This is a genomic window from Roseivivax jejudonensis (assembly GCF_900172265.1).
Taxonomy (GTDB): Bacteria; Pseudomonadota; Alphaproteobacteria; order Rhodobacterales; family Rhodobacteraceae; genus Roseivivax; species Roseivivax jejudonensis.
Map to the genome: position 1 here is coordinate 40,559 of NZ_FWFK01000010.1, position 23,358 is coordinate 63,916.

Annotated in this window: 25 protein-coding genes and 1 tRNA gene; 18 read left to right on the forward strand and 8 right to left on the reverse strand. The window is 68.6% G+C overall.

Annotated features, from left to right (window positions below; genetic code table 11):
* Window positions 1-61: 61 nt before the first annotated feature.
* Both ROJ8625_RS19935 and ROJ8625_RS19940 read right to left on the reverse strand, forming a co-directional pair.
* Window positions 62-1,840, reverse strand: a complete 1,779-nt coding sequence (locus ROJ8625_RS19935) for an ABC transporter ATP-binding protein (RefSeq protein ID WP_085793690.1) — start codon at window positions 1,838-1,840, stop codon at window positions 62-64.
* A complete protein-coding gene (locus ROJ8625_RS19940; protein ID WP_085793691.1) occupies window positions 1,837-2,556 on the reverse strand; it encodes a tyrosine-protein phosphatase in 720 nt (239 codons plus the stop codon). The genes ROJ8625_RS19935 and ROJ8625_RS19940 overlap by 4 nt, the downstream gene beginning before the upstream one ends.
* A gap of 195 nt (window positions 2,557-2,751) precedes the next feature.
* Between ROJ8625_RS19940 and ROJ8625_RS19945 the strand changes: the two genes are divergently transcribed.
* Window positions 2,752-3,948, forward strand: coding sequence for a pyridoxal-phosphate-dependent aminotransferase family protein (locus tag ROJ8625_RS19945; protein WP_085793692.1), 1,197 nt, complete (start codon window positions 2,752-2,754; stop codon window positions 3,946-3,948).
* A gap of 60 nt (window positions 3,949-4,008) precedes the next feature.
* Here ROJ8625_RS19945 and ROJ8625_RS21240 read toward each other — a convergent pair whose 3' ends face one another.
* From ROJ8625_RS21240 to ROJ8625_RS19960, 4 genes are all read right to left on the reverse strand, one after another.
* On the reverse strand, window positions 4,009-4,182 hold the full coding sequence (locus ROJ8625_RS21240) for a hypothetical protein (protein WP_200813347.1): 174 nt from the start codon (window positions 4,180-4,182) through the stop codon (window positions 4,009-4,011).
* A 63-nt stretch (window positions 4,183-4,245) separates the two neighbouring features.
* The gene (locus ROJ8625_RS19950) at window positions 4,246-5,370 is read right to left on the reverse strand and encodes a pyridoxal phosphate-dependent aminotransferase (RefSeq protein ID WP_085793693.1); all 1,125 of its coding nucleotides are present in this window, start codon (window positions 5,368-5,370) and stop codon (window positions 4,246-4,248) included.
* Between the two features lie 44 nt (window positions 5,371-5,414).
* Window positions 5,415-5,744: a DnaJ family domain-containing protein gene (locus ROJ8625_RS19955; RefSeq protein WP_159456827.1), complete on the reverse strand. Its 330-nt coding sequence runs from the start codon at window positions 5,742-5,744 to the stop codon at window positions 5,415-5,417.
* A 143-nt stretch (window positions 5,745-5,887) separates the two neighbouring features.
* A complete protein-coding gene (locus ROJ8625_RS19960; protein ID WP_085793695.1) occupies window positions 5,888-6,529 on the reverse strand; it encodes an NAD(P)-dependent oxidoreductase in 642 nt (213 codons plus the stop codon).
* Between the two features lie 142 nt (window positions 6,530-6,671).
* Here ROJ8625_RS19960 and ROJ8625_RS19965 point away from each other — a divergent pair, with 142 nt between their 5' ends.
* The 10 genes from ROJ8625_RS19965 to ROJ8625_RS20010 all read left to right on the forward strand — a co-directional run bounded on the left by ROJ8625_RS19965 (window position 6,672) and on the right by ROJ8625_RS20010 (window position 15,305).
* On the forward strand, window positions 6,672-7,964 hold the full coding sequence (locus ROJ8625_RS19965; RefSeq protein ID WP_085793696.1) for a lipoprotein-releasing ABC transporter permease subunit: 1,293 nt from the start codon (window positions 6,672-6,674) through the stop codon (window positions 7,962-7,964).
* A complete protein-coding gene (locus ROJ8625_RS19970; protein ID WP_085793697.1) occupies window positions 7,957-8,640 on the forward strand; it encodes an ABC transporter ATP-binding protein in 684 nt (227 codons plus the stop codon). The genes ROJ8625_RS19965 and ROJ8625_RS19970 overlap by 8 nt, the downstream gene beginning before the upstream one ends.
* Window positions 8,641-8,717: 77 nt before the next feature.
* Window positions 8,718-9,368 carry a DUF3047 domain-containing protein gene (locus ROJ8625_RS19975; RefSeq protein WP_085793698.1) on the forward strand — a complete coding sequence of 217 codons (651 nt, stop codon included), beginning with the start codon at window positions 8,718-8,720 and terminating at the stop codon, window positions 9,366-9,368.
* 148 nt (window positions 9,369-9,516) lie between these two features.
* On the forward strand, window positions 9,517-9,954 hold the full coding sequence (locus ROJ8625_RS19980) for a c-type cytochrome (protein ID WP_085793699.1): 438 nt from the start codon (window positions 9,517-9,519) through the stop codon (window positions 9,952-9,954).
* The gene (locus ROJ8625_RS19985; RefSeq protein ID WP_200813348.1) at window positions 9,951-10,274 is read left to right on the forward strand and encodes a hypothetical protein; all 324 of its coding nucleotides are present in this window, start codon (window positions 9,951-9,953) and stop codon (window positions 10,272-10,274) included. The genes ROJ8625_RS19980 and ROJ8625_RS19985 overlap by 4 nt, the downstream gene beginning before the upstream one ends.
* Window positions 10,275-10,369: 95 nt before the next feature.
* Entirely contained in the window at window positions 10,370-11,656 is a 1,287-nt protein-coding gene (locus ROJ8625_RS19990) for a homoserine dehydrogenase (protein ID WP_085793700.1), read from the forward strand.
* Window positions 11,649-12,053, forward strand: coding sequence for an NUDIX hydrolase (locus ROJ8625_RS19995; RefSeq protein ID WP_268794712.1), 405 nt, complete (start codon window positions 11,649-11,651; stop codon window positions 12,051-12,053). The genes ROJ8625_RS19990 and ROJ8625_RS19995 overlap by 8 nt, the downstream gene beginning before the upstream one ends.
* A gap of 187 nt (window positions 12,054-12,240) precedes the next feature.
* Window positions 12,241-13,206 carry a class II fructose-bisphosphatase gene (gene glpX / locus ROJ8625_RS20000; protein ID WP_085793702.1) on the forward strand — a complete coding sequence of 322 codons (966 nt, stop codon included), beginning with the start codon at window positions 12,241-12,243 and terminating at the stop codon, window positions 13,204-13,206.
* A gap of 170 nt (window positions 13,207-13,376) precedes the next feature.
* Window positions 13,377-15,149 (forward strand): single-stranded-DNA-specific exonuclease RecJ, encoded by a 1,773-nt coding sequence (gene recJ, locus ROJ8625_RS20005; RefSeq protein ID WP_370738494.1) that lies wholly within the window; start codon window positions 13,377-13,379, stop codon window positions 15,147-15,149.
* A gap of 81 nt (window positions 15,150-15,230) precedes the next feature.
* A tRNA-Glu gene (locus ROJ8625_RS20010) sits at window positions 15,231-15,305 on the forward strand.
* A gap of 167 nt (window positions 15,306-15,472) precedes the next feature.
* Here the strand turns inward: ROJ8625_RS20010 and ROJ8625_RS20015 are convergent.
* Window positions 15,473-16,234 carry a DeoR/GlpR family DNA-binding transcription regulator gene (locus ROJ8625_RS20015; RefSeq protein WP_085793703.1) on the reverse strand — a complete coding sequence of 254 codons (762 nt, stop codon included), beginning with the start codon at window positions 16,232-16,234 and terminating at the stop codon, window positions 15,473-15,475.
* A gap of 43 nt (window positions 16,235-16,277) precedes the next feature.
* On the reverse strand, window positions 16,278-16,400 hold the full coding sequence (locus ROJ8625_RS21515; RefSeq protein ID WP_268794713.1) for a hypothetical protein: 123 nt from the start codon (window positions 16,398-16,400) through the stop codon (window positions 16,278-16,280).
* A 264-nt stretch (window positions 16,401-16,664) separates the two neighbouring features.
* On the opposite strand from ROJ8625_RS21515, the gene ROJ8625_RS20020 reads away from it, so the two are divergent.
* The 7 genes from ROJ8625_RS20020 to ROJ8625_RS20050 are packed head-to-tail and all read left to right on the forward strand — an operon-like array spanning window position 16,665 to window position 22,969.
* The gene (locus tag ROJ8625_RS20020) at window positions 16,665-17,750 is read left to right on the forward strand and encodes an ABC transporter ATP-binding protein (protein ID WP_085793704.1); all 1,086 of its coding nucleotides are present in this window, start codon (window positions 16,665-16,667) and stop codon (window positions 17,748-17,750) included.
* 1 nt (window position 17,751) lies between these two features.
* Entirely contained in the window at window positions 17,752-18,843 is a 1,092-nt protein-coding gene (locus ROJ8625_RS20025) for an ABC transporter ATP-binding protein (protein WP_085793705.1), read from the forward strand.
* Entirely contained in the window at window positions 18,843-19,715 is an 873-nt protein-coding gene (locus tag ROJ8625_RS20030; RefSeq protein ID WP_085793706.1) for a carbohydrate ABC transporter permease, read from the forward strand. Before ROJ8625_RS20025 ends, ROJ8625_RS20030 begins: the two co-directional genes overlap by 1 nt.
* Window positions 19,715-20,605 (forward strand): carbohydrate ABC transporter permease, encoded by an 891-nt coding sequence (locus ROJ8625_RS20035; RefSeq protein ID WP_200813349.1) that lies wholly within the window; start codon window positions 19,715-19,717, stop codon window positions 20,603-20,605. The genes ROJ8625_RS20030 and ROJ8625_RS20035 overlap by 1 nt, the downstream gene beginning before the upstream one ends.
* Complete coding sequence (locus ROJ8625_RS20040) at window positions 20,605-20,925, forward strand: SH3 domain-containing protein (RefSeq protein ID WP_085793707.1); 321 nt, start codon at window positions 20,605-20,607, stop codon at window positions 20,923-20,925. The genes ROJ8625_RS20035 and ROJ8625_RS20040 overlap by 1 nt, the downstream gene beginning before the upstream one ends.
* 12 nt (window positions 20,926-20,937) lie before the next feature.
* Window positions 20,938-21,210, forward strand: coding sequence for a DUF2160 domain-containing protein (locus ROJ8625_RS20045; RefSeq protein ID WP_085793708.1), 273 nt, complete (start codon window positions 20,938-20,940; stop codon window positions 21,208-21,210).
* A gap of 37 nt (window positions 21,211-21,247) precedes the next feature.
* Window positions 21,248-22,969 (forward strand): ABC transporter substrate-binding protein, encoded by a 1,722-nt coding sequence (locus tag ROJ8625_RS20050; protein WP_200813350.1) that lies wholly within the window; start codon window positions 21,248-21,250, stop codon window positions 22,967-22,969.
* Window positions 22,970-23,358 lie beyond the last annotated feature (389 nt).

The following is a 23,358-nucleotide window of genomic DNA, read 5'->3' on the forward strand; positions in this document are numbered from 1 at the left end:
CTCCGCTCCGGTCGAAACAGGAACTCTTATGTAACAAGCCGCAGAACGGAGCGACAGGGGGTCAGCCGTCTTCGGACTGGAGCCGGTGGAGATCTGCGTAGACACCGCGCCGCGCCAGCAGGCTCTCGTGCGTGCCCTCCTCGACGACGCGGCCGTCCTTCATCACGACGATCTTGTCAGCGTCGCGGATCGTCGACAGGCGGTGCGCGATCACGAGCGTCGTGCGCCCGCGGGCGAGCCGGTCCAGCGCATCCTGGACGACCGCCTCGCTCGCGGCGTCGAGGGCGGAGGTCGCCTCGTCCAGGAGCAGGATCGGCGTGTCGCGCAGAAGCGCACGCGCGATCGCCACCCGCTGACGCTGTCCGCCCGAGAGGTTCGAGCCGCGCGCGCCGACCTGTGTTTCCAATCCGTGCGGCAGGCGCGGCAGGAAGTCGGTCACGTGCGCGGCTTCGAGCGCGGACTGAAGCCTGTCATCGTCGATATCGGTTCGGCCGAGCACGATGTTCTCGCGCAGGGTCTCGTCGAACAGCAGCGCGTCCTGACTGACCACCGAAAACAGCCGGCGCAGGTCCTTCAGGCGCATCTCGTCGACACCGACACCGCCGATGCTGACGCGGCCCGCATGCGGGTCGACGAGCCGGGTGAGCAGGTTGAACACCGTCGACTTGCCGGCGCCCGAGGGCCCGACGAGCGCGGTGATCTCGCCCGCCTTGGCGGTCAGGTTGACACCTTCCAGCACGGCAGCATCGCCGTAGGCTGCGTGGACGTCCTCAAGCACCACGTCCGGCACACCATCGGGCACGTCGCGCGGGGAGGCCGGATCGGCGATCTCGGGGCGCAGGTCGAAGATCTGCTTGATCCGTTCGAGTCCGGCCGCCGCGACCTGCAGGACCCCCGACACCGCGCCAAGGCGGCGAAGCGGCTCGAAGGCGAGGCCGATCGCGGTGAAGAAGGCCATGAAGTCGCCGACCGTCTTGTCGCCGGACAGGATCTCTCCGCCGCCGTAGAGCAGCACGCCGGCGAAGCCGAGGCCGGACATGATGTCGATCAGCCCGGGGATCGAGGCCTGCCCGGCCGAGGAGCGCACCTCGGTCCGGATGCGCCGGCGGGTAAGGTTGCGATAGCGCTCGGCCTGGTAGCGTTCGAGCGTGTTGAGCTTGACCGGGACGATGCCGTGCAGGATCTCGTTCAGCCGCGTCGACAGCCCGGCGGCCACGTCGCGCGCCGCCCGCGCGTTGCCGCGAACGAAGCGCTGCAGGAACAGCGCCGGCGCCACGAGGAGCGGCGCGCCGATGAGCGCGACCAGTGTCCACCGCCAGTCGATCGCGAAGGCCACGCCGAAGAGCGATACGAGGGCGATCACGTCGCGGCCGGCCCCGGTGATGAGCGCGCGCCAGACCTTTGTGATGGAGCCGACATCGCCCTCCACGCGCTGCATGAGGTAGCCGGGCGAGAACGACTGATGGAACGAGCCGTCGAGCGTCATCATGTGGCGGATCATGTCGACCCGGAGCGCCGACACGGTTTCCTGGCTCACCTTTGAAAGCACGACCTTCTGGATCACGCTCGCCACGGCGCGGAGCGCGAAGATCCCGAAGAAGGCGAGGGCGACGAGCGGCACGTACTCGGCGTTGCCGCCGACGAAGACGCGGTCGAACATCGGCTTCATCATGTAGCTGAGCGCGCCGAACATCGCGCCCTCGATCGCCATGAACGTGACGGCGAGGAGGATCAGCGGCCAGTGCGGCTGCAAGTAGTGCCGCCAGAGCCACGCGAAGAGCCTCGCGCGTTCGCGGGCGGAGGTGTCCGGTGCGTCTTCGCCGAGCGGGTCGCGCGTCATGCAGGCAGCGCCGCGGCGGGCTTCGCCGCGTCCTTGGGCGGCAGGCGGCGATCGAACGCCTTCTGCAGCCGCTTGTGGTCGTATTCGTTGCGGATCCAGTCCTCGAACCCGATGGTGCCGAAGCCCTGGCGGGCGGCGAAGACATCGATCACGTAATCCTGGATCCCGGTCTTGGTCCAGTCGAGGTGGATGTACCGGATGCCGAGCTGTTTCTTGGCCTCGTGGATCGACGCGCCCTCGAAGATCAGCAGGTAGAGGGCGCCGACGAAGCCGGTGCGGTCCGCCCCGGATTTGCAGTGGAAGACGAGCGGCCGTTCGGCATCGCGGATCGCGTCGATCACAGCGACGATCCGGTCGCGTCGGGCTGCCTGGCGGGCCATCAGCTTTGCATCGACGAGAACGAGCCCGAGCTTGTCGCAGGTCTCCTTCTCGAAGAGATAGTAGGAAAAGCGGTCCTCGCCGCGCAGGTTGATGACGGTGCGGATGCCCATCGCGGCATATTTCTCGAACCGCCGGTGCGTCGGCTGGTTGGAGCGATAGACGCCCGGCGCGACCTCGTGAAAGTTCGTCCAGAACGCGCGAAGAAAGGCATGGTCGAACACGTGGTAATGCACCCATGCGCCTACGCGGCCGCGGGGTGTCGCGATGTCACGCCCGAACGAGCGCCGGAAACGGCGCTCGGCGGTCTCGATCCGATCCCAGAGCTTGGCGAGCATCGCGTGGCGGTCCTCAAACGGTCTGCCGGGGTCTACCGGAGCGGCGGCCCCGGGAAAAGCGGCGTTTCCGCCGACGTCGGCCTGCCGTCGCGATCCGACCCGGCGATAGGGTGCGCGTTGACGGCGGCGGCGGCATTCGTAGGTTGGGCGCCGGCGCCGCCGGTTCAAGGGGCGCGTTTCCCGGAGGTCCGCCCCATGTCGCTCGCTCACGGCCGTCCCTACCTCGCGATTCCCGGACCGTCGGTCATGCCGGACCGCGTCCTGCAGGCGATGCACCGTGCCGCGCCAAACATCTACGAGGGCGCGCTGCCAGACATGGTGGCGGGGATGATTCCCGACCTGCGCGCCGTCGCCCGCACCGAGGGACAAGTGGCGATCTACATCGCCAACGGCCACGGCGCGTGGGAGGCGGCGCTCGCCAACACCGTCGCGCCCGGCGAGCGTGTGCTCGTCTGCGCAACCGGTCGGTTCGGTCATGGCTGGGCGGAAATGGCCGACGCGCTGGGCCTGGAGATCGAGCTTCTCGATTTCGGACGAAAGACGCCGATCGACGCGGAGCGGGTGCGGCAGGCTCTCGCGGCCGATCAGGGCCGGCGCATCAAGGCGGTGCTTGCAGTACACGTCGATACCTCCACCTCCCTGCGCTCGGACATCGCCGAGATCCGCCGCGCGCTGGACGAGGTTGGCCATCCCGCCCTCCTGATGGCCGATTGCATCGCGTCGCTGGGTTGCGACGTCTACGAGATGGATCTCTGGGGCGCGGACCTTACGGTGACGGGCTCGCAGAAGGGGCTGATGGTGCCGCCGGGGCTGTCGTTCCTGTTCTTCAACGAGCGCGCGGCCGACACGCGCCGCGCGATGCCGCGCGTGTCGCGCTACTGGGACTGGGCGCCGCGCGCGGATCCGGCGGCGTTCTACCAGTATTTCGGCGGCACTGCGCCGACGCACCACCTCTACGGCCTGCGCGCCGCGCTCGACATGATCGCCGAGGAGGGGATCGAGGCGATCTGGGCCCGTCACGCCACGCTCGCGCGGGCGATCTGGGCAGCGGCCGAGGTGTGGGGCGAGGGCGGCCCGCTGTCTCTCAACGTCGCCGAGCCCCGGCATCGCAGCCACGCGGTCACCGCGCTTCGTATCGGAAGCCCGCACGGCGCGCGTCTGCGCGAGTGGACGGCGGCCCAGGCCGGGGTGACGCTCGGCCTCGGGATAGGCATGAGCGAGGAGGGCGACCCCGACGGACGCGGCTTCTTCCGCTTCGGTCACATGGGCCACGTCAACGCGCACATGATTCTCGGCCTTCTGGGCGTGGTCGAGGCCGGGCTCGGCGCGCTCGACATCCCGCATGGCCGTGGCGGCGTCGCGGCGGCCGCGGAGGTGATTGCCGGGGCGTGATCCGCAGCGGGCAATCGTGTTTCGCATCAAGTGGTTGCGCGCGACGTCTGATGTGATGGGTCAGCTGCGGCGCGCGGCGAGCCGGGTGATCGCCCGGTTCAGCACCCACCCGACCAGAAGCACGACAGGCAGGCCGAAGAGCGCCCAGATCACGCCGAAGATCCAGATCAGATTGACCAGACCCATGGCGAGAGCGGCGTTGGTGTAGTCCGGGGCGCGTCCGCGTTGCTCCATCTCGGATCTCCCGTCTGGCGCTGACACTGATCCTAACGCGGAATCGCGGCACGGAAAGACCCGTCAGGCGGTGCTGCTTTCGCGCGCGTCCGCGAGCGCGGCCGGCAGTTCGGCCGCGAGCACGTCGAGCTCGTCCGGTAGGCCCGCACCGATGCGGATGCAGCGATCCTGCGGCGGGCGGAAGGGCATCCGGACGAAAACGCCGCGCGCGATCAGCGACTGCAGAACGGCGCGGGCGAACCGGCCGTCGCCGCCGCAATCGATGGCGACGAAGTTCGTGGCGGAGGGCAGCGGCGCGAGGCCGGCGTCCTGCGCGATCGCGGCGATGCGCGCCTTGGCGGCATCGGTTCGGGCAATCACCTCGGTCAGCCAGCCCTGGTCGGCGAGGGCGGCCAGCGCGGCCTCCTGGCTGGGCCGGGCCATGCCGAAATGGTCGCGCACCTTGTCGAAGGCACGGATCAGACCGCGCGCGCCGGTGGCGTAGCCGACCCTTGCTCCGGCCATGCCGTAGGCTTTGGAGAACGTGCGCATGCGGATCACGCGCGGATCCTCGGGGTCGATGCGGGGGGCGGTGCCGGCCGGCGCGAATTCCACGTAGGCCTCGTCAAGCACGAGCAGTGTCCCGTCGGGAATTGCGTCGAGCGCAGCCTCGATCGTCGCACCATCGTACCAAGAGCCCATCGGATTGTCGGGATTGGAGAGGTAGACGAGCTTCGCGTCGGTCTCGGCCGCGCGGGCCATGAGGGCGGGCAGGTCCTCGCGATCGTCCCGGAACGGCACCTTGTGAAGGTCCCCGCCGAAGCCGGTGACATGGTAGTTGAAAGTCGGGTAGGCGCCGTCCGAGGTCACGACGGCGTCGCCCTGAGTGACGGTCAAGCGCACCAGCGTGCCAAGCAGGCCGTCGATCCCGCCGCCGACGATGACCTGGTCCGGTGCCGCGCCCATGTGTTCGGCCAGCGCGTGGCGCAGCGCGTGATTCGTCGCTTCGGGATATTTCCACATCTCGGCGGCAGCGGCACCGTGCGCGGCGATGGCGCCGGGCGAGGGGCCGAAGGCACTTTCGTTCGCGCCGATGCGCGCGCGGAATGCGCGTCCGAGATCGCGTTCCTGCACTTCGGGTCCGACGAAGGGCACGTCGGCCGGCAGTGACGCGGCGAGCGGGGTAAGGCGGGGTCCGTGTCCGGTCATGGCCGAAGTGTCGCGCGGGCCGACGCGCGGAGCAAGGGGCGGGCTCAGCCGCGTCCGCGTCGACGCTGCTCGACGGCGAGGCCGTGGCGCATTCCAAGTTCCGCGATCTCGGCCATGAGTCGCTCCCGCTCCTGCGGATCCTCGCTCTTGCGCCATTTCGCGCGGGCGTCCTCGAGCGCGCGCCGCAGGCGCAGCTCTTCGGGCACCGCGCCGGCCTCGGCCATCAGGCGATACCCGAAGAGCGTCACCGGATCGTCCGGCCCGGACCACTCCGAGGTGGGCAGGGGCTGGCCGGCGCCTTCGAGGTTGTCGAACGCGCCGTCATCGATCGCATCCTTGATGCGCTGTTCGGTCAGGATCGGAAACAGGGCCATGAGGGCGCTCCGTTTGCGGGCCGGTCGATGGGGCCGAATGGGTCGCCCACTCGGGGCCCAGCCCCGCCGGCGCGGTGTCGCGTCCGATCTGACACCAACGCGCATTGTCGGGCAACATGTGCGGTCGTGCGTGGCGCAGGGTCTCAGCGAGTCAGGACCGGGGCCTGACCGACAAGGCTGTCGTCCGTCGCCGCGCGGACTAGGAAATCGGCAACGTCGGCGCGGCTGATGATCCCCATGCGCCAGTCCTTGGGGTCCGTCAGCACCTTGTACCCGTCGGTACGCTTTCCGTTGGTCAGGATCACGGGCCGGGCGAAGGTCCAGCGGAGCGCGGAGGCGCGGATGATCTCCTCCTGCCGGGTCTTGTCCTTGTAAGGCTCGCCCAAGAGGAACGAGTGTCCCATGCGCTCGATCGTCGAGAGCGCCTCGATGCTCTCGGACGTTCCGATCCCGGTAAGTGCGACGAGGCGGTCGGGCCCCTGTTCCTCCATCGCGGTGACGAGGGCGCGCGTCGCCTCGGAAAACAGCGTGACCTGCTTCCAGATCATCGACACGCTTTCCTTGATGCCGAGCGTCATCACCACGGCATCGACGCCGTCCAGCGCCTTGCGAATGTCTTCGGGTTTCGTGGCGTCGCCGGACACCGCGTCGAAATTCGGGTCCTGGATATCGATCTTTTCGGCGGAGCGCGAGAATCCGCGCATCCGATGGCCGAGTTCCAGCCCGCGCTTCAGGGTCTGGAGGCCGATTCCGCGGCTCGCGCCGATCACGAGGATGTGGGCCATGAGTGTCTCCTTGGGTTGCGTCACGAGCTAAGGGGGGCCGGCGGCGTTTCAACGCCGCGTGCGGCTTGCATCGTCCGTTCCGAGCCGTCACTTATCGCCGCGCGTCAGGGCCCGGAGGTCCGCGCTGACCGAGAGGATCGCCATGGCCCGCCGCACGCCGCCCTTCGCCCCGTTCGAATGGATGATCGCCTGGCGCTATCTGCGCGCGAAGCGGGCCGAGGGCGGGGTCAGCGTGATGACGTGGATCAGCCTCGTCGGGATCACCCTCGCCGTGTTCGCGCTGATCGCGACGCTCGCGGTGCGCTCGGGCTTCCGCACGGAGTTCGTCGACACGATCCTCGGGGCGAACGCGCACGTGACCGTCTATTCGGGGGGCGTCCGCGACGCCGAGACGGGCCGCGTGGACCGCTCGATCCCCGAATACGCCGAGATGGCCGACCGCGTGCGCGGCGTCGAGGGCGTGACCCGCGTGGCGCCGCTCGTGAAGGGGCAGGTCATGGGCACCGCGAACGGCCGCAACGCCGGGGTCGAGGTGTTCGGCATCGCGCCGGAGGACCTCGCCACGATCCCGCGCGTGGCCGATCCGGAGACCGCCTCGGGTGATATCGACGCCTTCGGCGGCGAACGGATCGCAATTGGCTCGGGGATCGCGCGCGATCTCGATCTGGGTGTCGGAGACAGCATCCGCCTGATCTCGCCCGACGGGGTGAAGACCGCCTTCGGCACCAGCCCGCGGGTAAAGGCCTACGAGATCGCCTACGTCTTCACGGCCGGGCGCTATGACATCGACCGGACGCGGGTCTACATGCCGTTCGAGGAGGCGCAGCTCTACTTCAATCGCGAGGGAGCGGCGGACGAACTCGAGGTGATGATCGACGATCCCGAGGCGGTCGATCGGCGCGTGCCAGAGATCCTCGCCGCCGCCGGCGACAACGCCTACGCCTGGACCTGGCAGGATGCGTCGGGCGGTTTCCTGCGCGCCCTGGAGATCGAGGACAACGTGATGTTCGTGATCCTGTCGGTTCTCGTGCTGATCGCGGCGATGAACATCGTCTCGGGGCTCATCATGCTGGTCAAGAACAAGGGCCGCGACATCGGCATCCTGCGCACGATGGGCCTGACCGAAGGCGCGGTCCTGCGTGTCTTCTTCATCTGCGGAGCGTTCACAGGGATCCTCGGCACCCTCGCCGGCACGATCCTCGGCTGTCTCTTCGCGATCTACATCGATCCGATCTTCTCGCTCGTGAACTACGTCTCCGGCGGCGGGGTCTGGGACCCGGCCGTGCGCGGCATCTACGCGCTGCCGGCGGAGCTTCAGCTGGCCGACGTGCTGTCGGCTGTGGCGCTGTCTCTCGGGCTGTCCTTCGTGGTGACGATCTTTCCGGCGCGCCGCGCGGCGCGGATGAACCCGGTGGAGGCGCTGCGCTATGAGTGATCCGGTTCTGCGCCTTTCGGGCGTCTCCAAGGACTACAACCACGGGCTGCCGAGCGAGGTCCAGGTGCTGCGCGGTGTCGACCTGGCCGTCCGACCGGGCGAGGTCGTGGCGCTCGTCGCGCCGTCGGGCGCGGGCAAGTCGACGCTCCTGCACATCGCGGGCCTTCTCGACACGCCGGACGAGGGGCAAGTGGCGATCGCGGGCGAGGACATGACCGGAATCGGCGACCGCCGTCGCACCGCCGTCCGCCGCGCCGACGTGGGCTTTGTTTACCAGTTCCATCACCTCCTGCCCGAATTCACCGCGCTCGAGAACATCGTGTTGCCGCAACTGGCCGACGGAACCGCGCGCGCGGAGGCCGAGAGCCGGGCGCGCGCGCTGCTCGACAGCGTGGGCGTGGCCGCGCGCGCCGACCACCGCCCCGCCGCGCTGTCGGGGGGCGAGCAGCAGCGGGTCGCTTTCTGCCGCGCGATGGCGAACCGGCCGCGGCTCCTGCTCGCCGACGAACCGACCGGCAACCTCGATCCCGACACGTCCGACCGGGTCTTCGCCGGGCTGCTCGATCTGGTGCGCGATACCGGCCTTGCCGCGCTCATCGCGACCCATAACCTCGAGCTTGCAGCGCGGATGGATCGACGGGTGACGCTCGATCAGGGACATGTGACCCCGGATTGATCGGGCCTGCGGCCCGGGATCGCGACAGGCACGGGCCCCGCGCTAGCTACTGAGCGGAAACCGAGACGGAGTCCTCCATGCGCCTGCCTTCGATCCTCCTGTGTCTTGCCGCGCTGGCCCCGGCGGCCGCGGCGCTCGCGGGGTCGGTGCCCTTCGATGCCGGCTGGAAGACGCAGCGGCTCACGCTCTTCGGCCCGTCGAACGACTACACCTTCGAGGGCGACGCGGTGCGCGTCGTGTCCGAGGACTCGGTGTCGCTGGCCTACCGCGAGCTCGACCCCGGTCTCGCCGATGCGCGGGCCGCACGCTGGCGCTGGCAAGTCTCCGAAGGCGTCGCCGCGACCGACCTCGCGCAAAAGGGCGGCGATGATCGCAACATCGCGGTCTACTTCATGTTCGTGCCCGAGGACCGCGCCGCCGAACTTCGCGGCAGCAACGTGGTGAGCCTTCTCGACGAGGACAGCGCGCGGGTGCTGGTCTATGTCTGGGGCGGCGCGCACGAGGCCGGCCAGATGCTCGAAAGCCCGTATCTCGGCGCGCGGGGCCGCACCGTCGTGTTGCGCCCGGCCGGCACCGGAGACGCGGAAGAGGCGGTCGATCTCGCCGCCGATCATGCGCGCGCCTTCGGCGGCGCGCCGGGGGCACTCGTCGGCGTGGCCGTCTCGGCGGACAGCGACGACACCGACGGACGCATCGACGCGCAGCTCTCCGATCTGCGGATCGAGTGACGCGCCGGCCGGCGGCGTTTCGGCGCGATCCCGCCCGGGCGATCCCGCGCCGACACGTGCCGGCCGCGCGCGACATCGAAGGGACTTGCCCAACCGGCGGTCGAACGGGCAGACACGGAGGTGAACGCCGCTCGCTCCGGAGGAACCCATGCGCATCCGCATCGCCGGCCTTGCCGGTCTCTTCGTGCTCCTGGCCGCCTGCGACGACGCATCGCCCGAACGCGGCGACGCGGGCGCGATGCCCGTCGCCGCCGAAGGCGCACAGATCTACACCGAGTACTGCGCGCTCTGTCACGGGGCGTCCGGGCGCGGAGATGGCCGTCTCGCATCCGAAATGACGCGGCAGCCGGCCGACCTCACGCGTCTTGCTGCCCAGAACGGCGGCACCTTCCCGACCGCCGCGGTCCTGTCGAAGATCGACGGCTACATCCAGGCCGATTCCGTTGCGCCGGTGATGCCGGAATTCGGCGAGCTCCTCGCGGGCGACACCGTGCCCTACGACTCGGGCGACGGGATCGAGACGCCGACGCCGCGACGGCTCGTGGCGCTCGTCGAATACCTGCGCACGATCCAGGCGGGCCCGTGACCGCCGGTCCGCGCCGCGCCCTGACCGGGCTCTCGGCCGGCGCGCTTCTGCTCGCCGGCTGCGCCACCTTCCCCGAGATCGACGCCGCCGAAAGCGCCGACGTGGCGACCGCGCCCTATCCCGATCTCGTGCCGATCGGGACGCTGCTGGCACAGCAGCCGCCGCGCGCGACCCCGGCGCTCGAGGCCGAGGTCACCGCCCGGGCCGACGCGCTGCGCGCCCGGGCCGACGCGCTGCGCGGGCCGGTCATCGACGCCCCGACCCGCGATCGGCTGTCGCGCGGCGTCCGTGCAGACGCTCCTCAGGCCGCCGAGGGCTGAGCGCGCGGCCCGTTGCAGGCGCTCTCCGGACCGGCTACGAGGACGCGCGGCGCGGCGGTGCCGCGCCAGTCTCTCGTTCGAACAAGGAGCACGCCATGACCACTCCCCTGCGCCTCGGGATCGCCGGCCTCGGCACGGTCGGCGCGGGCGTGGTCAAGATCGTGCGCCAGAAGGCGGACCTCCTGCGCGAGCGCACCGGCCGCCCGATCGAGATCGTCGCCGTCTCCGCGCGCAACCGCGACACCGATCGCGGCGTCTCGCTCTCGGACTACGCCTGGGAGGACGATCCCGTCGCGCTTGCCCGCCGCGACGACGTCGATGTCTTCGTCGAGCTCATGGGCGGCGCCGACGGGCCGGCCAAGGCCGCCACCGAGGCCGCGCTCGACTCCGGCACGGACGTGGTGACCGCCAACAAGGCGATGCTCGCCCATCACGGTCAGGCCCTGGCCGAACGGGCCGAGGCACACGACGCGATCCTGCGTTTCGAGGCCGCGGTCGCCGGCGGCATCCCCGTCATCAAGGCGCTGACCGAGGGCCTCGCCGGCAACGAGATCACCCGCGTGATGGGGGTGATGAACGGCACCTGCAACTACATCCTCACCCGCATGGAAGGCGCGGGCCTGACCTACCAGGAGGCCTTCGACGAGGCCGACGCGCTGGGCTATCTCGAGGCCGATCCCGAGCTCGATGTCGGCGGGATCGACGCCGGCCACAAGCTGGCACTGCTCTCGTCGATCGCGTTCGGCACGCAGGTCGCCTTCGACGCGGTCGAGCTCGAAGGCATAGGCCGGGTGACCATCGACGATATCCGCCAGGCCGCCGACATGGACTTCAAGATCAAGCTGCTCGGCGTCTGCCGGATGACCGGTCGCGGCCTCGAACAGCGCATGGCGCCCTGCCTCGTGCCGGCGTCCTCGCCGCTCGGGCAACTCGACGGCGGCACCAACATGGTGGTGATCGAGGGCGACCAGGTCGGCCAGATCGTCATGCGCGGCGCCGGCGCGGGCGAAGGGCCGACGGCCAGCGCGGTGATGGGCGATGTCATGGACCTCGCCCGCGGCTTCCGCGTCTCGACCTTCGGGCAATCGGCGGGCTCGCTCGTGGCGGCGACGCCGGCGCGCACCGCGACACCGGCGAGCTTCTACCTGCGCATGGCGCTCGCCGACCGGCCCGGCGCGCTCGCCAAGGTGGCGACCGCGCTCGGCGAAGCGGGAATCTCGATCGACCGGATGCGGCAATACGGCCATTCCTCCGACGCCGCCCCGGTGCTCATCGTAACCCACAAGACAACCCGCGGCGCGCTCGATCAGGCGATCGAGGCGATGCGCGCCACCGGCGTCGTGCGCGGCGAACCTGTGGCGCTGCGCATCGAGCGTGTCTAGGACGCCGATCCGCGCGGCCCTCGCGGTCGTGATCCGCGACGGGGCGACGCTTCTCGTCCGCCGCCGCAACCGCCCCGATGCCGGCCTCTGGGGCTTTCCCGGCGGCAAGCTCGAGCTCGGCGAGGATCCGCAGGCGGCGGCGATCCGCGAACTCCGCGAGGAGACCGGCCTCCGCGCCCGCGCGCTCCAGCCGCTCGGGCAGTTCGACATCACCCATGTCGCGCCCGGCTACCGGCTCCACGCCGTCCTCTGCGACGCCGCTTCGGGCGATCCCGTGGCCGCCGACGATGCCGAAGACGCGGCCTTCTTCCCGCTTGGCGCGGTCATCTCGGGCGCGCTCCTGGCCAGTCGCGACGTCGACCGTCTCGCGCTCCGCGCCGCCCTCCGCAGCCGGTGAACCCCCGCGCTGCACCGCCTCCCTCCTTCTTCTTGGCCGAAATACTCCGGGGAGCGCGAGGGGCTGGCCCCTCGCATCCGGACCCCGCCACCCGGGTCTCACCGACCGAGCCTGCGCTTGCGCCCCGCGCGCGGCCCGGGGTAGAGGTCTCGCGAACCCGTGAATGCCTCCCAGACCGGAGTACGAGATGGCCGCGCCCAAGGATTTCAACGACCGTATGCTCTCCCTCGGGCTGGCACGGGTGGCCGAGCAGGCCGCCATTGCCTCGGCCGAGTTCATCGGCCGCGGCGACGAGAAGGCGGCCGATCAGGCCGCGGTCAACGCGATGCGCGAGCAGCTCAACCGCCTCGACATCCGCGGCACCGTGGTCATCGGCGAGGGCGAGCGCGACGAGGCGCCGATGCTCTACATCGGCGAGGAAGTGGGCGCGGGCTCCGGCCCCGAGGTCGACATCGCGCTCGATCCGCTCGAGGGCACGACCCTGACCGCCAAGGACATGCCGAACGCGCTGACGGTGATCGCCATGGGCCCGCGCGGCACGATGCTGCACGCGCCGGACGTCTACATGGACAAACTCGCCATCGGCCCGGGCTATGCCGATGGCGTTGTCACGCTCGACATGAGCCCGGCCGAACGGGTCATGGCGCTGGCCAAGGCCAAGGGCGCCAAGCCCGGCGAGATCACGGTCTGCATCCTCGAGCGTCCGCGTCACGAGGAGATGATCGCCGAGGTGCGCGCCACCGGCGCGGCGATCCGCCTGATCACCGACGGCGACGTCGCCGGCGTGATGCACACCGCCGAGCCGGGGACCACCGGCATCGACATGTACATGGGGTCGGGCGGCGCGCCCGAGGGCGTGCTTGCCGCTTCCGCGCTGAAGTGCATGGGCGGCCAGATCTACGGCCGGCTGCTGTTCCGCAACGACGACGAGCGCGGCCGCGCCCACAAGGCCGGGATCAGCGATCTCGACCGCATCTATTCGCGCGACGACATGGTCACCGACAACGTGATCTTCGCGGCCACGGGCGTCACATCGGGCTCGCTGGTGCCCGGCATCAAGCGCGAGGTCGGCTACCTGACGACCGAGACGATCCTGATGCGCTCGAAGACCGGGTCGGTGCGCCGCATGACCTACCGCAACCCGACACGCTGACCAGACGCTGCCACCATATCTGGTGGCAGCACTCCGCGCCCGCGCGAGATGAAGCAAATTTTCGGCGCTCCCCGCTGGCGCCGGACCGATCTTTCGCGTAGGCTCGACCGTGCAGCAGGGACACCGGCACCGCCACGAGAGGCCGGGCCCGCCAAGGCACGGGGGCAGGCATGCTGGACAGCGGACGAGACGCCGACTCGGGTGTGGCCTATCTGGGGATCGAGCGATCGCTCACCGGACGGCGTTGGGTGGGCCCGGATCCCGAATCCGCCCGCGCGGGGGAACGGCTCGAACAGGAAACCGGCCTCGCGCCCGGTCTCTGCGCGACGCTGGCCCGGCTTGGCGTGCCGCCGGCCGAGGCGCCGGGCTTTCTCGCGCCGACGCTGCGCGACCTTCTGCCCGATCCGCGGCTCCTGCGCGACATGGAAGAGGCTGCCGCGCGGGTCTGTTCGGCGGTCGCGCGGGCCGAACGCATCGCGATCTTCGCCGATTACGACGTCGACGGCGGGGCATCGGCGGCGCTTCTGATCGACTGGCTGCGCCAACAGGGGCAGGCCGCGACGCTCTACATCCCGGACCGGATCGACGAGGGCTACGGACCGAACGACGCGGCGATGGCAGAACTTGCGCGGACGCACGACCTGATCGTCTGCGTCGATTGCGGCACGCTGAGCCACGGTCCCATTGCCGCCGCACGGGGCGCCGACGTCGTCGTGCTCGATCACCACCTCGGCGGAGAGACGCTGCCCGACGCGCTGGCCGTGGTGAACCCGAACCGGCAGGACGAGGACGGCAGCCTCGGGCATCTCTGCGCCGCGGCCGTCGTCTTTCTGATGCTGGTCGAGGCCGGGCGCCAGATGCGCGCGGCCGGCCGCGAGGGGCCGAACCTGATGTCGATGCTCGATCTGGTCGCGCTTGCGACGGTCGCCGACGTGGCGCCGCTGCGCGGCGTGAATCGCGCGCTGGTCCGGCAGGGCCTCAAGGTCATGGCGGCGCGCACGCGCCCCGGTCTCGTCGCCCTGTCGGATGTCGCGCGGCTCGACTCGGCGCCGTCGAGCTATCACCTGGGCTACGTCCTCGGGCCGCGCGTGAATGCCGGCGGCCGGATCGGCAAGGCGGACCTCGGGGCCCGGCTTCTTGCCGAAACCGATCCGCAGACCGCGCGGGCAATGGCAGACCGACTCGACGCGCTCAACACGGAGCGCCGCGAGGTCGAGGCAGCTGTGCGGGCCGCGGCGCTGGTGCAGGCCGAAGAGCGCGGCCTCGATGCGCCGCTCGTCTGGGCGGCCGGCGAGGGATGGCACCCGGGTGTCGTCGGGATCGTGGCCTCCCGGCTCAAGGAACTGACGAACCGTCCGGCCGTGGTGATCGGCCTCGACGGCGACGCGGGCAAGGGCTCGGGCCGGTCGGTGGCCGGTGTCGATCTCGGGGCAAGCGTGCAGCGCCTCGCGTCAGAGGGGCTGCTCGACAAGGGCGGCGGGCACCGCATGGCGGCCGGGCTGACCGTCGCGAGAGACAAGCTTGAGCCGGCGATGGCGCGGCTCTCCGAGCTTCTCGGCAAGCAGGGTGCGGGGCAGGGCGGCGCGGCCGACCTTCGGCTCGACGCCATGCTGATGCCCGGCGCGGCGAACGTCGAGTTGATCGAGGCGCTGGAGCAGGCCGGGCCGTTCGGCGCCGGGGCCGCGGCGCCGCGCTTCGCCATTCCGGACGCGTCGATATCTTTCGCCAAGCGCGTGGGCGACAGCCACTTGCGACTGACCATCGGCGACGGTCTCGGCGCGTCGCTCGGCGCGATCGCGTTCGGCGCGTTCGATGGGCCGCTTGGGCCCGCGCTTCTGGCCCATGGCGGGGCGCGGTTCCACCTCGCGGGGCGCATCGAGATCAATACGTGGCAGGGTGCGCGCAGGGCCCAACTCCGGCTCGAGGATGCCGCGCCGGCCTGACCAGGGGGCAGGCGGAAAATCGTGAAAATACCTCTTGCAGGGGTCTGCGCTTTTTCTTAGACACCGCCCCACGCCAAGCGCGGCCCGTTCGTCTATCGGTTAGGACGCCAGGTTTTCAACCTGGAAAGAGGGGTTCGATTCCCCTACGGGCTGCCACTTTTCCCGCACATGTATCGCCTTGTCACTCGATGCCGGACGTGCGCGAGACCGTGCCGTCGAGCGTCGACAGGTGCTCTCCCAGTCCAGCGATCGGACCGCGAGGCGTCGGCGATGTGGGCCAGTCTCGCCGAGGGTACCGCGCCGTTCCCGGGCGGCGCCGGGCCTCAGGACGTGACGTGCAGCGCGACGTGCAGGTCGCGGCACCGCTCGACGATGTGGGGCGACGGCGGAGCGTCCGTGTAGAAGGCCGCAAGGTCGGCAAGCGCGGCGACGCGGACGGGCGCGTTGCGGCGGAACTTGGTGTGGTCGGCCACCAGGAACACGCGGCGCGACTGTTCTATGATGATGCGCGTCACGCCGACTTCCTGCATGTCGAAATCGAGGATGTCGCCCTCGTCATCGAGCGCCGAGCAGCCGATCACCGCGATGTCGAACTTGAACTGACGGATCGTGCTCTGCGTGAGGTCGCCGGTCAGCCCGCCGTCTGAGCGCCGGAGCGCGCCGGCGGTCACCACCACCTCGCAGTCGGGATTGCGCGCCAGCGTCGCCGCCACGTTCAGGTTGTTGGTGACGGCGAGAATGTTGCGGTGCGTCAGCATCTGTTCGGCCACGGCCTCGGTGCTGGTGCCGATGTTGAGGAAGATCGAACAATCGTGAGGAATTGCGGCTGCGCAAGCCCGCGCGATCGCCGCCTTGCCCTCGGCGTTCAGCCCGCGTCGGTCCTCGTAGCCGATGTTCATCGTGCCCGAGGGGAGGACGGCGCCGCCGTGGACCCGCTCGAGCCGACCGGTTTCGGCAAGGTCGCTGAGATCGCGCCGGATCGTCTGCAGGGTCACGCCGAAATGTTCCGCGAGGCCGTCGACGGTCACCTTGCCGTCGCGCCGGGCGATCTCGAGGATTTCGGGGTGGCGAATGGAGTGAGACATGGCGCGCCCTTTCACCGCCAGTGTTCCATTGTTTTCTTTTTTGTCAATCGAGCGCTTCGCGCGCGCGACGTTTTTCACAGCAATACGTTGTTTGTAAATTATTTAACTGATTTTCGCCCGGTTCCGCTTCGCGCGTCTTGGGCAAATCGAAGAAAAACGAAAACATACGCTTCCATCCTGCGCCGCATTTCGCTACCAATTCTGCAGCGGTTGTTCTGGGTTTGGAGGGCTCGGTGGCGCGGGAGGATCATGGCATCGCGATATGGTCGTGCGGGCGCCGGAACGGCGCGGGCCGGGCGATCGGCGCGCGGCGCTTGCGCGATGGCAACGCCCCGCGCGGCGGATTTGATGCTACACTGGCGCCCGGATCCGAAGCGTATCGCCCGGCGTCGATTTCGACGGTTCGGCCGCACGGTCCAGGGGAGGTTGCATGACGCTGACGCTCGAGAACGTGTCGAAGGTCGTCGGGTCTGACACGCACATCCACCCGACCGACCTGCGCCTCGAACCCGGGACGATGAATGTCCTTCTTGGCCCAACGCTGTCGGGGAAGACGTCTCTCATGCGGCTGATGGCAGGGCTGGATCAGCCGTCGACCGGACGCATCCTGTGGCAGGGCGACGACGTGACCGGCATGCGAGTGCAGGACCGCAAGGTCGCCATGGTTTACCAGCAGTTCATCAACTACCCGTCGATGACGGTCTACGACAATATCGCATCCCCGATGCGGCTTCTCGGGCTCGACCGTGCCGAGATCGACCGCAAGGTGCGCGAGACCGCCGACCTGATGAAGCTGTCGCCGCTTCTCGACCGCAAGCCGCTGGAGCTGTCGGGCGGCCAGCAACAGCGTTGCGCGCTCGCGCGGGCGCTCGTCAAGAACGCGGGTCTCGTGCTGCTGGACGAGCCGCTCGCCAACCTCGACTACAAGCTGCGCGAGGAACTGCGGGCCGAGATCCCGCGCATCTTCGAGGATTCCGGGGCGATCTTCGTCTACGCCACCACCGAGCCCGAGGAGGCGCTGCTGCTCGGCGGGCATTGCGCCACGCTCTGGGAGGGGCGGGTGACGCAATTCGGACCGACCCCGGTCGTCTATCGTCAGCCGGCCGACATGACGACGGCGCGCGTGTTCTCGGACCCGCCGATGAATTTTCTCTCGGTCGAGAAGCGCGGGGAGCGCCTGCATTTCGGCGATGGCCAGTCGGTTCCGGCGGGCTCGCTCGTGGCGGGGCTCAACGACGGCGGCTATATCGCCGGGTTCCGCCCGAACCACCTCGAGATCGATGCGCAAGACGGCGCGATGACGTTCGAAACGACGCTGACGGTGACCGAGATCACCGGTTCGGAAACCTTCGTGCACCTCGACCACCACGGCGAGCGCTGGGTCGGTCTTGTCCACGGCGTCCGGTCGCTAACGCCCGGGCAGACGCTGACGGTGCACCTGGATCCGAGCCACGTCTACCTGTTCGAGACCTCGGGCGCGCTGAAGCAGCCCGCGCCTTATTCGGAGGCTGCGTGACATGGCCAAGATCACCCTCGACAACCTCGCCCATTCCTACCTTCCGAAACCGGAGTCCGAGGACGACTTCGCACTGAAGGAGCTGAACCACGACTGGCAGGACGGCGAGGCTTATGCGCTTCTCGGCTCGTCGGGCTGCGGCAAGTCCACGCTTCTCAACATCATCTCGGGGCTGCTGCGACCGAGCCACGGGCGGGTATTGTTCGACGGTCAGGACGTCACAGACGCGCCGACGGCGGAGCGCAATATCGCGCAGGTGTTCCAGTTTCCGGTGGTCTACGACACGATGACCGTGCGGGCGAACCTCGCCTTCCCGCTGAAGAACCGCGGGATGCCGGCCGACGAGATCGCGCGGCGGGTGCAGAAGGTCGGCGCGATGATCGGCATGGAGGCCGAGCTCGACCGCAAGGCGCGCGGACTCACGGCGGACGCCAAGCAGAAGATCAGCCTCGGGCGCGGGATGGTGCGCGAGGATGTGAATGCGCTTCTCTTCGACGAGCCGCTGACCGTGATCGACCCGCACATGAAGTGGGAGCTCCGCACGCAGCTGAAAAAACTGCACCACGATTTCGGCCACACGATGATCTACGTCACGCACGACCAGACGGAGGCGCTGACCTTCGCGGACAAGGTCGTGGTGATGTACGACGGCCGGGTGGTCCAGATCGGTACGCCGCAGGAGTTGTTCGAGCGCCCTGCGCATACCTTCGTGGGCTATTTCATCGGCTCGCCGGGCATGAACGTCTTCGACGCCGACATCGAGGGCAACGCCGCGCGGATCAACAACGTTCGCGTCCCGCTGCCGGCGGTCTACCCCTTTGGATCGGGGCACATGCAGATCGGCGTGCGGCCCGAATTCGTGCGGCTTGCCGAAGGCGGCGAGGGCGTGCCGGCGCGCGTGCTGCGCATCGAGGATGTCGGGCGGCACAAGATCGTCCGGCTCGACGCCGCAGGGCAGGAAGTCAACGCGACGCTTCCCGAGGGCGCACCGGTCCCGGCGGGTGCCGACCGAATCGTCTTCGATCCGGCAGGTATCAACGTGTACGAGAACGCCTGGCGCATCGCGCCCGAGGGGCGGCGGGAGGCTGCGTGATGAACAAGACCGTCAATCAGAAGGCCTGGTTCCTCGTTCTTCCGGTGCTGGTGCTGGTCGCCTTCTCGGCGATCATCCCGCTGATGACCGTGGTGAACTACTCGGTGCAGGACACCTTCGGCAACAACGTGTTCTTCTGGAACGGCATCCGCTGGTTCGAGGACATGCTCAACTCCGAGCGGATGTGGAACGCGCTCGGCCGTCAGGCGGTCTTTTCGGCCATCATCCTCGCCATCGAGGTGCCGCTCGGCGTCTTCGTCGCGCTCAACATGCCGAAAAAGGGGTTCTGGGCGTCCTTCTGCCTCGTGGTGATGTCGCTGCCGCTCCTGATCCCGTGGAACGTGGTCGGCACGATCTGGCAGATCTTCGGTCGCGTCGATATCGGGCTGCTGGGCTACACGCTCGATGCGATCGGCATCAACTACAACTACACTCAAGGCTATTTCGCCGCCTGGACGACCGTGATCGTCATGGACGTGTGGCACTGGACCTCGCTGGTCGCGCTTCTGGCCTATGCCGGGCTGCAGTCCATCCCGGACGCCTATTACCAGGCGGCCAAGATCGACCAGGCGTCGCGCTGGGCCGTCTTCCGCTACATCGAACTGCCCAAGATGATGGGCGTGCTGATGATCGCGATCCTGCTGCGGTTCATGGACAGCTTCATGATCTACACCGAGCCGTTCGTTGTGACCGGCGGCGGTCCCGGCAACGCGACGACGTTCCTGTCCATCGACCTCGTGAAGATGGCGCTGGGACAGTTCGACCTCGGCCCGGCCGCCGCCTTCTCGATCATGTACTTCCTCGTGATCCTGGCGATCTCTTGGGTGTTCTACACGGTGATGACCAACCTCGACAAAAGGGACGTGCGCTGATGACCGACACCACCGCCGCGCCCGGAGCCGCCTCGATCCCGGGCGACGTGACGGCCGAGAGGAACCGCGCGACGACAGCGCGCCGCTTCCGCCCGAACGGGTCGGCCATCGTCATGGGGCTCTACCTGCTGTTCCTGATGCTGCCGATCTACTGGCTGCTGAACATGAGCCTGAAGACGAATGCCGAGATCCTCGGGACCTTCTCGCTCTGGCCGCGCGACGTCACCTTCGAGAACTACGTGACGATCCTGACCGATGCCTCCTGGTACATGGGCTACGTCAACTCGCTCATCTACGTGGTGCTGAACACGGTGATCTCGCTCGCTGTCGCGCTTCCGGCGGCTTACGCGTTCTCACGCTACTCGTTCGTCGGCGACAAGCACCTGTTCTTCTGGCTCCTGACGAACCGGATGGCGCCGCCGGCCGTCTTTGCGCTGCCGTTCTTCCAACTCTATTCTTCGGTCGGGCTCTTCGACACGCATATCGCGGTCGCGCTGGCGCACTGTCTCTTCAACGTGCCGCTGGCGGTCTGGATTCTCGAGGGCTTCATGCGCGGTGTTCCGAAGGAGATCGACGAGACCGCCTATATCGACGGCTATTCGTTCGGGCGCTTCTTCGTGCGGATCTTCATGCCGCTGATTTCCTCGGGCATCGGCGTCGCGGCGTTCTTCTGCTTCATGTTCTCTTGGGTGGAGCTCTTGCTGTCGCGCACCCTGACGAGCGTCGACGCCAAGCCCATCGCCGCCACCATGACCCGCACAGTCGGCGCGGCCGGCATCGACTGGGGCGTTCTGGCCGCAGCCGGCGTGCTGACGATCATCCCTGGCGCGCTCGTGATCTACTTCGTGCGCAACTACATCGCCAAGGGCTTCGCCCTGGGACGGGTGTGATGGTCCGGCCGACCTGCCTTGCGCTGATCCTGGCCTGCGCCACCGCCGGTGCGGCGGGCGCTCAGGGCGCCGCCGAGCCGTGGGAGGCAGGGTGCCTCGTCCGGGGGCTCGATCCGAACGGCGACGGGTTCCTGTCGGTCCGCACGGGGCCGGGCAGCGACTACCGCGAGATCGCCCGCGTCCGGAACGGCGATTCGCTCTTTCTCGATACCCGCGAGTGCCGGGGAAACTGGTGCATCTCGCAGGGCGCGGTCGTGAACGATCGGCGGACCGATCTGCGCGGCTGGTTCTACACCGCCTGGTGCGAATTCTATCCGTAGGGAGTGGGACAGATGGCATGGATGGCATGGACCTGGCCGACCGCGGCGTTCTTCGCGGTCATCGCCGCGCTCTTGATCACGTTCACCGTGCTCGCGGTGAAGTTTCCCGAAACCCCGCGCCGCGGGATCCTCGGGATCGAGACGACACGCGGCGACAGGCTCTTCATCACGCTGCTCGGCTCGGCGTTTCTCAATCTCGCGTGGCTCGGCTTCGGCATCGCGCCGCAGCCTTACGCGCTTCTCGCATGTCTCGTCCTCGCGGCGGCGATCTTCCGCTTCGTGTGACGCGCCATATCAAACGTTCAAAACAAGGGAGGATACGATGAACGTTACCTTGAGATCGACCACCGCCCTGGCGGTGGCGCTCGGCCTGATGGCCGGGCCTGCCTTCGCCGACATGGAGGCGGCGATGGAATTCCTCGACTCCGAGATCGACGGCGTCACGACGCTGTCGCGCGAGGAGCAGGAAGCGGAGATGCAGTGGTTCATCGACGCGGCCGCAGAATTCGAGGGGATGGAGATCAACGTCGTCTCCGAGACGATCACGACGCACGAATACGAAAGCCAGGTGCTCGCACCGGCGTTCAGCGAGATCACCGGCATCACGGTCAACCACGACCTGATTGGCGAGGGCGACGTGGTCGAGCGTCTGCAGGTGCAGATGCAGTCGGGTCAGAACGTCTATGACGCCTTCGTCAACGACTCCGACCTGATCGGCACCCACTGGCGCTACGGCCAGGCGCGGAACCTGACCGAGTGGATGGAGGGCGAGGGCGCCGACGTGACATCGCCGACGCTCGACCTCGAGGACTTCATCGGCACCCAGTTCACCACCGGTCCGGACGGCAACCTCTACCAGTTGCCGGACCAGCAGTTCGCGAACCTCTACTGGTTCCGCTATGACTGGTTCAACGACGAGAAGAACCAGGCCGATTTCGAGGAGGAGTTCGGCTACGAGCTGGGCGTGCCGGTCAACTGGGCGGCCTACGAGGACATCGCGGAGTTCTTCACCGGCCGCGACCTGAGCCACATGGGCGTGGAGCAGGAAATTTTCGGCAACATGGACTACGGCAAGAAGGACCCGTCGCTCGGCTGGCGCTACACCGATGCGTGGATGTCGATGGCCGGCATGGGCGACACGGGTGAGCCCAACGGCCTGCCGGTCGACGAATGGGGCATCCGCGTCAACGAGAACAGCCAGCCGGTCGGCGCCTGCGTCGATCGCGGTGGCGCCACCAACTCGCCCGCGGCGGTCTACGCCGTCGACAAGGCGATCCAGTGGCTGCAGAACTACTCGCCGCCGTCGGCCATGGGCATGACGTTCTCCGAGGCCGGTCCGGTTCCGGGGCAGGGCAACATCGCCCAGCAGATGTTCATGTACACCACCTTCGTGGCGCCTCTGGTCGACAGCCCCGAGGTGATGAACGAGGACGGCACGCCCAAGTGGCGCCTCGCCCCCTCGCCGCACGGCGTCTACTGGGAAGAGGGCATGAAGGTCGGCTACCAGGACGTGGGCTCTTGGACGATCCTCGACTCGACGCCGGTCGACCGCGCCAAGGCCGCCTGGCTCTATGCCCAGTTCGTCACCTCCAAGACGGTGGACGTGAAGAAGTCCGACGTCGGGCTGACCTTCATCCGCGACTCGACCATCAACTCGGAGCACTTCACCGAGCGCGCGCCGCGCCTCGGCGGTCTCGTCGAGTTCTACCGGTCGCCCGCGCGGACGCAGTGGTCGCCGACCGGCACCAACGTGCCGGACTACCCCAAGCTCGCGCAGCTCTGGTGGCAGAACATCGGGGACGCGATGTCCGGTGCGAAGTCGACGCAGGCCGCGCTCGATCAGCTCTGCTCCGACATGGAGGACGTGATGAGCCGTCTCGAGCGTGCCGGCGTGCAGGGCGATCTGGGCCCGGTTCTCAACGAGGAGCGGGAAGCGGAGTACTGGCTCGAGCAGCCGGGCGCGCCGAAGCCGGCGCTCGAGAATGAGGACGAGGAGCCGCAGACGGTCAGCTACGACGAGCTGATCCAGTCCTGGCAGGAGTGATCCGACTCGCCTGAGCCTCTCGCTCGGGTCTCTTGGGGGCGCGCCGGTGCGATACCGGCGCGCCCTTTCTCCTTTCCGGCTCCGGTCGGCTGCCCGAGTCGCCGCAGTGGTTCGCTCGACTCGCTCGACAGGGCGAATTCGGGCGGATTCGCGGGGCAGGGCGCCCCGAAATCCACATGACGCAGGGTCAGTACGTGCGATTTTCCGCCCGATCACGCGCCCGTGTCATGCTTTCTTCAAAAAAATCCGGGTTTCGGTGCTTTTTCCGCTTGCAGGGTTTGGGGGTGATCCGTAAATAGCCCCTCACCGGCGGCGCTGAGGCGCGGTTGGGGCGCCAGACGGGGCGGACGGGCTGAGGCGGCGATGCTGCTGGCGTTTGGATCGCAGAC

What these genes read in the sequence shown, in the direction of transcription:
- ROJ8625_RS19935 (WP_085793690.1), bottom strand. Translation starts at nt 1,840, where the DNA reads ATGACGCGCGACCCGCTCGGCGAAGACGCACCGGACACCTCCGCCCGC.
- ROJ8625_RS19940 (WP_085793691.1), bottom strand. Translation starts at nt 2,556, where the DNA reads ATGCTCGCCAAGCTCTGGGATCGGATCGAGACCGCCGAGCGCCGTTTC.
- ROJ8625_RS19945 (WP_085793692.1), top strand. Translation starts at nt 2,752, where the DNA reads ATGTCGCTCGCTCACGGCCGTCCCTACCTCGCGATTCCCGGACCGTCG.
- ROJ8625_RS21240 (WP_200813347.1), bottom strand. Translation starts at nt 4,182, where the DNA reads ATGGAGCAACGCGGACGCGCCCCGGACTACACCAACGCCGCTCTCGCC.
- ROJ8625_RS19950 (WP_085793693.1), bottom strand. Translation starts at nt 5,370, where the DNA reads ATGACCGGACACGGACCCCGCCTTACCCCGCTCGCCGCGTCACTGCCG.
- ROJ8625_RS19955 (WP_159456827.1), bottom strand. Translation starts at nt 5,744, where the DNA reads ATGGCCCTGTTTCCGATCCTGACCGAACAGCGCATCAAGGATGCGATC.
- ROJ8625_RS19960 (WP_085793695.1), bottom strand. Translation starts at nt 6,529, where the DNA reads ATGGCCCACATCCTCGTGATCGGCGCGAGCCGCGGAATCGGCCTCCAG.
- ROJ8625_RS19965 (WP_085793696.1), top strand. Translation starts at nt 6,672, where the DNA reads ATGGCCCGCCGCACGCCGCCCTTCGCCCCGTTCGAATGGATGATCGCC.
- ROJ8625_RS19970 (WP_085793697.1), top strand. Translation starts at nt 7,957, where the DNA reads ATGAGTGATCCGGTTCTGCGCCTTTCGGGCGTCTCCAAGGACTACAAC.
- ROJ8625_RS19975 (WP_085793698.1), top strand. Translation starts at nt 8,718, where the DNA reads ATGCGCCTGCCTTCGATCCTCCTGTGTCTTGCCGCGCTGGCCCCGGCG.
- ROJ8625_RS19980 (WP_085793699.1), top strand. Translation starts at nt 9,517, where the DNA reads ATGCGCATCCGCATCGCCGGCCTTGCCGGTCTCTTCGTGCTCCTGGCC.
- ROJ8625_RS19990 (WP_085793700.1), top strand. Translation starts at nt 10,370, where the DNA reads ATGACCACTCCCCTGCGCCTCGGGATCGCCGGCCTCGGCACGGTCGGC.
- glpX (WP_085793702.1), top strand. Translation starts at nt 12,241, where the DNA reads ATGGCCGCGCCCAAGGATTTCAACGACCGTATGCTCTCCCTCGGGCTG.
- recJ (WP_370738494.1), top strand. Translation starts at nt 13,377, where the DNA reads ATGCTGGACAGCGGACGAGACGCCGACTCGGGTGTGGCCTATCTGGGG.
- ROJ8625_RS20015 (WP_085793703.1), bottom strand. Translation starts at nt 16,234, where the DNA reads ATGTCTCACTCCATTCGCCACCCCGAAATCCTCGAGATCGCCCGGCGC.
- ROJ8625_RS21515 (WP_268794713.1), bottom strand. Translation starts at nt 16,400, where the DNA reads ATGTTTTCGTTTTTCTTCGATTTGCCCAAGACGCGCGAAGCGGAACCG.
- ROJ8625_RS20020 (WP_085793704.1), top strand. Translation starts at nt 16,665, where the DNA reads ATGACGCTGACGCTCGAGAACGTGTCGAAGGTCGTCGGGTCTGACACG.
- ROJ8625_RS20025 (WP_085793705.1), top strand. Translation starts at nt 17,752, where the DNA reads ATGGCCAAGATCACCCTCGACAACCTCGCCCATTCCTACCTTCCGAAA.
- ROJ8625_RS20030 (WP_085793706.1), top strand. Translation starts at nt 18,843, where the DNA reads ATGAACAAGACCGTCAATCAGAAGGCCTGGTTCCTCGTTCTTCCGGTG.
- ROJ8625_RS20035 (WP_200813349.1), top strand. Translation starts at nt 19,715, where the DNA reads ATGACCGACACCACCGCCGCGCCCGGAGCCGCCTCGATCCCGGGCGAC.
- ROJ8625_RS20040 (WP_085793707.1), top strand. Translation starts at nt 20,605, where the DNA reads ATGGTCCGGCCGACCTGCCTTGCGCTGATCCTGGCCTGCGCCACCGCC.
- ROJ8625_RS20045 (WP_085793708.1), top strand. Translation starts at nt 20,938, where the DNA reads ATGGCATGGATGGCATGGACCTGGCCGACCGCGGCGTTCTTCGCGGTC.
- ROJ8625_RS20050 (WP_200813350.1), top strand. Translation starts at nt 21,248, where the DNA reads ATGAACGTTACCTTGAGATCGACCACCGCCCTGGCGGTGGCGCTCGGC.